Consider the following 8,625-nt stretch of genomic DNA (forward strand, 5'->3'; position numbering starts at 1 on the left):
GGAGCGGGAAACGAGACTCGAACTCGCGACCCCGACCTTGGCAAGGTCGTGCTCTACCAACTGAGCTATTCCCGCATGACTGCTTGCGTGCCAGTTACCTGACAACGAGGCGCATTATACGTACCCCGAGCCCGGGCACAACCCTTTTTTCTCACTTTGAGCCCTTTCTCGTGCTGTTTGCTCACCCTTTAGACGCCTTGGTCGAAAATCCCCCCGCTCCCTGTGACCCGACGAGCGAATTTAAGATAAAGCCATTGAAATAGTTAGCCTTTAGTCAGAAACTCATCGCGCTTAGTAACTGGATTCTCAATTGAAAATCATGCGATGAAATGGAACTTCAGGCCTCGGGGGCTCAGACCGCAGCTGATGCTGGCTTTTTTCATGTTGGGCCTGGTGCCCTTCCTGGTCGTCACCCTGTTTTTCCTCTATAGCCACGGCAAGGATCTCACCACCCAGACCTCCAACCATCTGGTCTCGGTGCGCAACATCAAGAAAAACCAGCTGCAAGACTACTTCGGCAACCTCAAGGAGCAGATCATCAACTTCTCCCAGCAGGACTTTGCTGGCAACAGTATCGGTCGCTTCTACGGTTTCACCGGTGCCTTCGAGAAGCTCGGCACCACGCCGCAGGAGGCCCGTGCCCGCGCCCAGGCCCGCTATGTGCCGGGCTCCTGGGACAAGCTGCAACAACCTGACAGTCAGGTGGAGATAGAGCCCTCCATCAGCGCCCTCATCCTGGCAGACGAGATGTATGGCCGCGTCCACCAGCGCTTCCATCGCGGCTACGCCGACATGGTGCGCAAATCCAACTACAGCGACATCTTCCTGGTCGACCTCAACGGTGACGTGGTCTACTCGGTCACCAAGCAGGCCAACTTCGCCACCAACCTGCTCTCGGGCCCCTACCAGTCCAGCGGTCTTGGCAACACCTTCGCCAAGATCAAGCGCCGCCTCGATGGCGGCCAGAAGCCCCAGCAGATCTTCGAGTTCACCGATTTTGGCCGCAACGAGCTGACCGGCCAGGTGGTCGCTTACCTCGCCGCCCCCGTGATGCAGTATGACTATGTGCGCGGCGTGGTCATCTTCGAGCTGCTGCCGGACAAGCTCAACCAGATCATGGCGGAGCGGGAGGGGCTCGGCGCGACCGGCGAGACCATTCTCATCGGCCCGGACAAGCGGATGCGCGCCAACGCCTGGCTCGCCCCCGAATTCAGCGTGGAGAACAGCTTCAGCCCCGACTTCCGGCCGCTGCAGACCCCCCTCATCATCAAGGCCCTCTCCGGGGAGCAGGGGGTCGGCCCCTTCCTCTCCTACCACGATGACGAGGTGCTGGCCGCCTATACCCAGGTGAAGGTGTTCGATACCGAGTGGGCCTTCATCGCCGAGATCTCCACCAGCGAGGCCTATGCCCCCATCCGCCAGCTCGAGACCCTGGTGATCCTGCTGGGGGCAGGCTCACTGCTGCTGCTCATCCTCTTCTCCCGCTGGCTCTCCCACTCCATCACGGCGCCCCTGCGATCCCTCACCGCCGCCGCCGAACAGGTGGCGGACGGCGCCCTGGATCACCCCATCACCATCCCCCGCACCGACGATGACATCGACCGGCTGGCACAGGCATTTCGCCACATGCAGCGCTCGGTGAAGGACAAGATCGAGCTCATCGAACGCCAGACCCAGGAGCTGCAACAGCAGGTCAAGCTGACCCACAAGCAGAACCTCAGCCTGCAACAGGCGGACAAGCTCAAAGACGAGCTCCTGGCCAACACCTCCCACGAGCTGCGCACCCCCATCCACGGCATCAAGGGGATGGCCGAGTCCATGCTCGCCAGCCAGCAGGACCTGACCGAAGGGCAGCAGAAACAGCTCGGCCTCATCATCAAGAGCGCCGACGGTCTGGCGCGCCTCGTGGACGACTTGCTCGACTACCACCAGATGCGCTACGGCCAGCTGGAGATCCACCCCCAGCCGGTCTCCTCCAAGGGGGTCATCCGGCTGGTGCTGGATCTCTGTCAGCACCTCGTGCAGGCCAAGCCCCTCACCCTGGTGGACAAGAGCCCCGCCGAGCTGCCCCCTGTGCTGGCGGACGAGCAGCGCCTCGAGCAGGTGCTCTACAACCTGGTGGGCAACGCCATCAAGTACACCCCCCAGGGCAAGGTGGTGCTGAGCGCCCTGGTGGAGGGCAACTTTCTGCGCATCAAGGTGACCGACACCGGCATCGGCATCGCCAGGGACCACCTGGAGCACATCTTCGAGCCCCTGGTGCAGATGAGCCCGGAAGTGAGCAAGCAGGGAGCGGGCCTCGGTCTCTCCATCACCCGCCAGCTGGTGCACCTGATGGGGGGGGAGCTGTTCGTGGAGAGCGAGCCGAGCGTCGGCTCCACCTTCGCCTTCACCCTGCCGCTGGCCAGCGGCAAGGCGGGCAGTCTGACCCTCGACAGCCGCCAGATAGAGCACCAGCTGGTGCGCCAGCAGCCCGTCATCCTGCCGGACTGGGAGAGCGAGGACCTGCCGCCCCCGCCGCAAGATGCCCCCGTCATCCTGGTGGTGGACGACGAGCCCATCAATTTGCACATACTGCGCCACCTGCTGCAGCCCTGCGGTTATCGAATCCTGCCCAGCAGCGACGGTCACGACGCCCTGACCAAGCTGGCTCAGGAGCCGGTGGATCTCATCCTGCTTGACGTGATGATGCCCACCCTCTCGGGCTTCGATGTCTGCCGCCGTCTGCGCCAGCAGCACCCCAAGGAGAAGCTGCCGGTGCTGCTGCTCACCGCCCTCAACCAGCCCAAGGAGATTGAAGAGGGTTTCAACGCCGGGGCCAACGACTATCTGGTGAAACCCTTCTGCAAGGAGGAGCTGTTCGCCCGGGTGAGAGCCCTGCTGGAGGCCAGCGCCGGGCGCGCCTCCCTGGTGGAGAACCGCCTGCTCAAACAGGAGATAGAGCACCGTCTGCTGCTCCAGGAGCAACTGCACCAGGATCAGGAGCGGCTCCTCGCCCTGCTTGGCGAGGGGGCCGACCCCATGGTCTTCCTCGATGAGCAAGGAGGGGTGCTGTTTGCCTCCCGGGCCCTGGCGCGCCTGCTGGGTCAGGAGCCGGAAGCCATGGAGGGGCAGATGCTGGACGAGTGGCTGGCCGCCCCGCTGGCAAGCCAGTGGCCCGACATGACCGCGCAGCCGGAGCGGGAGCTGGACTTCCTGGTGGCGGGCCAGCGAGACACCCTCAACGCCCGCGCCCTGCCCATCAACCTGGGGGGGCAGCACGCCTATGCGCTGACCCTTGGCACCGAACCGCGCCAGGACGACAATCGCATGGCTGCACTGGAGAACGCCCTCAAGAGCCTCTCTCGCCAGGCCATCATCGAGGATGGCCAGTTGCTGGGGGAACTGAGCCGGCTGGGAGGGGAGTTCAGGTCGCTGGCGGACGATCTCATTCGCCAGCAGGATGACGAACCTCTGCGCCGCGCCCTGGTGGACACCATGCGTCTCACCCTGGAGACCTGGCAGCAGAGCACCGGCAAGGGCAAGATAGTGCTGGCGGAGAAGAGCAAGCTGTGGCGGGTCTACATGGACCGCTCCAGTCCCCAGACCCGCACCCTCGACAAGTACCTGAACCTCGACACCCTGCCCAAGGCACCGCGCTGGAAGACGGTGGTGGCCAGCGCCGAGTACGTGCTCAAGCACTGCTCCCTGAACGAGGTGCAGCACCAGAGTCTGCACCAGAGCACCCAGCGCCTTCGCCAGCTCGCCAGCCGCAAGGCATGAGTCTCCAACCCACAGCCACGTTGCTCTGATGATGGCTGCGGGATAGAAAACCAAGCACCAATAGCCAACTCTGGACACATCGACTCGCAGGCTTTCTGCGCCTATCAGGGGGATCGCGATGGCTGAGCTCGCGGGGTCGGCCAGATGACCCTGCAGGTGCGGGCCTATTCCCCATCACCATGTTGGTGACGAACCCGGGAGACCTGTCTGGGCCGGCAAGTGGCTAATCAGGTGAATGGACATTCGAGAGAATGGGGTAAGACTTCGCGACCCCGTGACCACAGGCCTCAAATCGGAAAAGACATTGGGAGATGGCTGAGGCGGGGGATGGACAGAGATGAGATAGAAATGACAAACCCGCGACGGACGCGGGCTTGAGGGGAATAAATGGCGGAGAGACAGGGATTCGAACCCTGGGTGGCATTGCTGCCACAATTGATTTCGAGTCAATCCCGTTCGGCCACTCCGGCATCTCTCCACGGGCACTCATATTGACCCAACCCTAGCCGGGAAATCAATGTAAATCTCGTTGCAGATCAGACGACTGGCGATAAAACCGCCATCCGGCGATCCCGCCCCTCCCAACGCCAGTGACTTTCACCCGGCAGCGCCTCCTCGCTCACTGTCTCCACCCTGTACCCGGTTCCGGGCGGGTGAATACGGCAAGCCTGATGGGCCAGTGACACCCTGTGACGCGCTCGCCACCGCCCTCCCGGCAGTCATGGTGCCGGACTGGTAATCCCCGCGGGATTCGTTGACAATCTCTGCTCATTTTTTGGAAGGGAACCCGTCCCTCGCCCCAGCCGATAGGAACAACCATGTTCAACACTCGTATCGTCTCACTGCTGCTGGCCGCCGCCAGCCTCTGGGCCGCACCTGTCTGGTCCAACACCTATCCCCTGCCGCCAGCGGACAGCCGTCTCATCGGCGCCCTGGAAGATTACATCGTACAGCCTGGCGATCATCTGGAACTGATCGGCAAGCATACCCGGACAGGCTTTCTGGCACTGCTCGAAGCCAATCCCGGCGTAGACCCCTATCTGCCCACCCCGGGCACCCGGCTCACTCTGCCGACCCAGATGCTGCTGCCCGACGTGCCGCGAGAAGGCATCGTCATCAACCTGCCTGAACTTCGCCTCTACTACTTCCCCAAGGGCAAGCAGGAGGTGATGGTGCTGCCCATCGGGATCGGTGACATCGGCCGCGAGACGCCGGAGATGACCACCACCGTCATTGCGAAAAATCCCAACCCGACCTGGGTGCCCGGCCCCATGGTCCGCAAGTCCTGGCTGGAGCAGAAGGGGATCGATCTGCCCGCCGTGGTCCCCCCCGGCCCCGACAATCCCCTCGGCAAGTTCGCCATGCGTCTTGGCTATGGCAACAAGGACTACCTCATCCACGGCACCAACAAGGATTTCGGGGTCGGTCTGCGAGTCAGCGCGGGTTGTATCCGGCTGCGCCCGGATGACATCGAAACCCTGTTTGGTCTTGTTCCCGTCGGCACCCCGGTCCGGGTCATCAACCAGCCGGTCAAGATGGCGGTGGAACCCGACGGTCGTCGCTGGCTGGAGGTACACTCCCCCCTCTCCCGCACCGAAGCGGAGATGGCACAAGGGGCGCCGCTGGTGCTCTCCCCCGAAGCCGAGCAGTTCATCGCTGCCCCCGACATCGACAGTGCCCGGGTGACCGCCCTGCTCGAGCGCAAGAGCGGGCTGCCCAAACCCGTGAGCGGCTGAAGGCCTGACCACCATGAACAGAATCAGTCATGTGGTTTGCCTGTTGCTTCTGCTGCCTGGCTCCGCGGCGATGGCGGACATCCTCTGGATGCACAACGGCGATCGAGTGAGCGGGACCATAGAGGAGATCACGGACGAGCAGATCCGCATCAAGCCCGCCTACAGTCAGGCCATGACGGTCCCGCGCCGCGCCATCAAACGATGGCGTCTGGACAAGCAGGAAAAACCCAAGCCGCTCACCAAGACGGGGATCCCCCTGCTGGACTCTCCTGACGAGGCCAATGCCTGGCTGCTGACAGGGAACGGGGATCTCAACATCAAGCTCAAGGAGAACACCAAGAAGACCAACAACGTCAATCTCAAGGTCTCCACCGAGTTTGCCAATCTGGACTGGCGTTACAGCCTGGATGGCGAGTACATCTACGAAACGGCGAACAACATCACCGACAGCCACGAATACAAGCTCAAACCCAAGCTCGACTTCTTCTTCGACGATCACTGGTTCCTGCGATCTTCCGTCGACATCGATTACAACATGATCGATGCCGGTTATCTGGAGATTGACTATGCTTCCGGCCCCGGCTACCGCTTCTGGAATGACAGGCAACGCCGGCTGGAGATCATCAGCCAGCTCGGCCTGGAGCGGGCCTATTTCAGGCCGGAGGTATGGAGCAATTCCGACCTGTTTGACGACAGGATCATCAATTACCCCTTCGTCAGCCTGGGGTGGGACTACCGGCAGCCCTGGACCCTCTGGGAAGAAAAATTCGAGCTGTTTGGCAAGGGCAGTTATGAAAAATTCGTCGATCAACCCTCCCCCTACCTGACCAGAAAGCAGTCCGTCAGCGGCAGCCTGGGCCTCAGGTACTATTTCAACGATCACCTGCGCCTCTCCTGGTCAAGCGAACTGGATTGGGACGATGCCTGGCTCGACTACCATGGCCTGCACAGGGATGTGAGCGAGAAGGAGTGGCGTCACCTCATCACCCTGGGAGCGAGTTTCTGACCCGCCAGAAACGACACAGGCCCACCGAAGTGGGCCTGTGTTCATGGACGCAAGGCGAGCGCGTCAGAAATAGATCCGGGTGACCGACTCGATGACGCAGCCAGGGCGACGGATCCCCTCGATCTCTATCTTGATTTCCTTGAGGAGCTCGATGCCCCCCTTGATGGGCGTGACACGCGACAGCTTGGTACGGGCGCGGATATTGCTGTCCACCTTGATGGGGTAAGGGAAGCGGACCTGCTCCAGGCCGAAATTCACCACCATGCGAGCGGTCGGGAACTCCGGCGTGCTCTCGTCCACCGAACCGGTCAACTGGGGCAGCAGGGCCAGAGTCAGGAAGCCGTGGGCAATGGTGGTCTTGAAGGGAGACTCGGCCGCCGCACGCTCGGGATCGGTGTGGATCCACTGATGATCGCCGGTCACGGTCGCGAACTGGTTGATCAACGCCTGGGTGACCTGCAACCACTCGCCCACATGGGTCTCTTCACCGATGCGGGTCTGCAACTCGGCATAGAGTGCCGCCGCTTCGCCTTCGAGCTCCACCACGGGATCCTGCGCCAGGGCAGGCTGGCCATTCGCTACCTGGGTGACTCTGGCAGCCTCTTGCTGGCGGGCATCCTGGGACTCCCCCTGCAGATCCAGCACTCTTCCCAGCAAGGGGTGAAGGTGTGCCTTTTGCTGAAACTCACGCCAGTAGTCGCGGATCGCCGGAGAGAGCCAATCCTTGAGCTCAAAGGGGTGTTGCGCCAGAATTTCGCGCTTGTGCTTCAGAAAATCGACAACTTTCATTTACCGATCCCTATTCGATTCAAAGCCTGTAAAGAGGTCTAACCAGTCCTATTTTATGAAAGTTTCATCAGCAAGTACAAAAAAATCTCGGCGTACACCTGTACCAGGCGCGAAAGTGGTCACTAACATGCGAGCAAACACGGGCAGGAAAACGATTGAATGTAAGGCTGCAAACGAATCAACATCTGAGCTGAAAAAGAGACGGGGCCCGTGTCGCCACTGAGCCCCGTCCTCGATCATCTCCCCTGGGCGGTCCACCAGCTCTTGCGCTGCTCATCGTCCAGGAAACTCCAGGCGAGGATCCGGCTCACCTTGTTGCCTTGCGCCATGTCGAGCACGCGAACCTCCCGCGCCCCCACCCGAGCCAGCGCCTTTCGTGCGGCAGGCAGATTTTCCTTTTTCGACACCAGCGAGCTGAACCAGAGGCATTGGCTGGCAAACTCCTTGCTCTGCTCTATCATGGCCGCCAGAAACGCCGCCTCGCCCCCCTCGCACCAGAGCTCAGCCTTCTGACCGCCGAAATTGAGCACGGGCGCCCCGGCCACTGCCTGGCCCTTGCCCAGGTTGCGCAGCTTGCGCTCCGTCCCCTTGCTCGCTTCCGCCAGAGAAGCATGAAACGGCGGGTTGCACAGAGTCAGGGCAAAGTGCTCCTTCGGCCCCAGGATCCCGCGAAAGACATGCTTGGGGTTACCCTGATGACGGCATGTGATCTGGTTGCCCAATCCATTGCTGGTGGCCAGCAGGGTTGCCGCCTTCACCGACACAGGATCGATGTCTGAGCCCACGAAGCGCCAGCCATACTCCCGGGCGCCCAGCAAGGGATAGATGCAGTTGGCCCCGACACCGACATCCAGCACTCGAACCTGCTTGCCCGTCGGTACGCATCCCGCGCTCTCCGCCAGCAGATCCGCGACGCGGTGCAGATAATCGACCCGCCCCGGGATGGGCGGGCAGAGGTAGCCAGGCGGCAGATCCCAGTGTTCGATGCCATAGTGCAGCGCCAGCAGCGCCCGGTTGAGCGCCTTGACGGCGGCCGGATCGGCGAAATCCAGGGTCCGGGTGCCGTGCTCGTTGACGAACACGAAAGGCGACAGCGCCGGGGTACGCAGGCAGAGCGCGTCAAAGTCGTAGGGGGCCTGATGGCGATTGCGCGGGTGCAATCCGGTTTTCTGCTGGGGTGTCATGCTGGACCTGCCGAGGATCAAGGGGGCCACACTATAGAGAGTCGGCCAGGGAAAGTCTAAAAGAGGGCCATAAAAAAGGTTCTTCGCGGGATCTTGGGGAAGTGGAAGTTGACAGACAGGGTGCTGGTAAACTGGCTGTCTCCAAACA

At 61.9% G+C, this 8,625-nt stretch carries 5 protein-coding genes and 2 tRNA genes; 3 read left to right on the plus strand and 4 right to left on the minus strand.

What is annotated here, in order from left to right; all coding sequences use genetic code 11:
- Nucleotides 1-2: 2 nt before the first annotated feature.
- Nucleotides 3-75: transfer RNA gene (locus PG892_RS20215), tRNA-Gly, on the minus strand.
- A gap of 249 nt (nucleotides 76-324) precedes the next feature.
- Between PG892_RS20215 and PG892_RS20220 the strand changes: the two genes are divergently transcribed.
- Nucleotides 325-3,762 carry a hybrid sensor histidine kinase/response regulator gene (locus PG892_RS20220; protein ID WP_102948759.1) on the plus strand — a complete coding sequence of 1,146 codons (3,438 nt, stop codon included), beginning with the start codon at nucleotides 325-327 and terminating at the stop codon, nucleotides 3,760-3,762.
- A gap of 388 nt (nucleotides 3,763-4,150) precedes the next feature.
- Here the strand turns inward: PG892_RS20220 and PG892_RS20225 are convergent.
- Nucleotides 4,151-4,240 (minus strand) — tRNA-Ser (locus PG892_RS20225).
- Nucleotides 4,241-4,580: 340 nt separating this feature from the next.
- Here PG892_RS20225 and PG892_RS20230 point away from each other — a divergent pair.
- Both PG892_RS20230 and PG892_RS20235 read left to right on the plus strand, forming a co-directional pair.
- The gene (locus tag PG892_RS20230) at nucleotides 4,581-5,498 is read left to right on the plus strand and encodes a L,D-transpeptidase family protein (protein ID WP_039039321.1); all 918 of its coding nucleotides are present in this window, start codon (nucleotides 4,581-4,583) and stop codon (nucleotides 5,496-5,498) included.
- A gap of 13 nt (nucleotides 5,499-5,511) precedes the next feature.
- Nucleotides 5,512-6,504: a DUF481 domain-containing protein gene (locus PG892_RS20235; RefSeq protein ID WP_052815894.1), complete on the plus strand. Its 993-nt coding sequence runs from the start codon at nucleotides 5,512-5,514 to the stop codon at nucleotides 6,502-6,504.
- A 63-nt stretch (nucleotides 6,505-6,567) separates the two neighbouring features.
- On the opposite strand, the gene PG892_RS20240 is transcribed toward PG892_RS20235, so the two are convergent.
- Nucleotides 6,568-7,293, minus strand: coding sequence for a MaoC family dehydratase (locus tag PG892_RS20240; RefSeq protein ID WP_010673529.1), 726 nt, complete (start codon nucleotides 7,291-7,293; stop codon nucleotides 6,568-6,570).
- A 236-nt stretch (nucleotides 7,294-7,529) separates the two neighbouring features.
- On the minus strand, nucleotides 7,530-8,477 hold the full coding sequence (rlmF, locus tag PG892_RS20245; protein ID WP_029313997.1) for a 23S rRNA (adenine(1618)-N(6))-methyltransferase RlmF: 948 nt from the start codon (nucleotides 8,475-8,477) through the stop codon (nucleotides 7,530-7,532).
- Between the last annotated feature and the right edge of the window lie 148 nt (nucleotides 8,478-8,625).

Source organism: Aeromonas sp. QDB68 (genome assembly GCF_027707405.1).
Taxonomy (GTDB): Bacteria; Pseudomonadota; Gammaproteobacteria; order Enterobacterales; family Aeromonadaceae; genus Aeromonas; species Aeromonas caviae.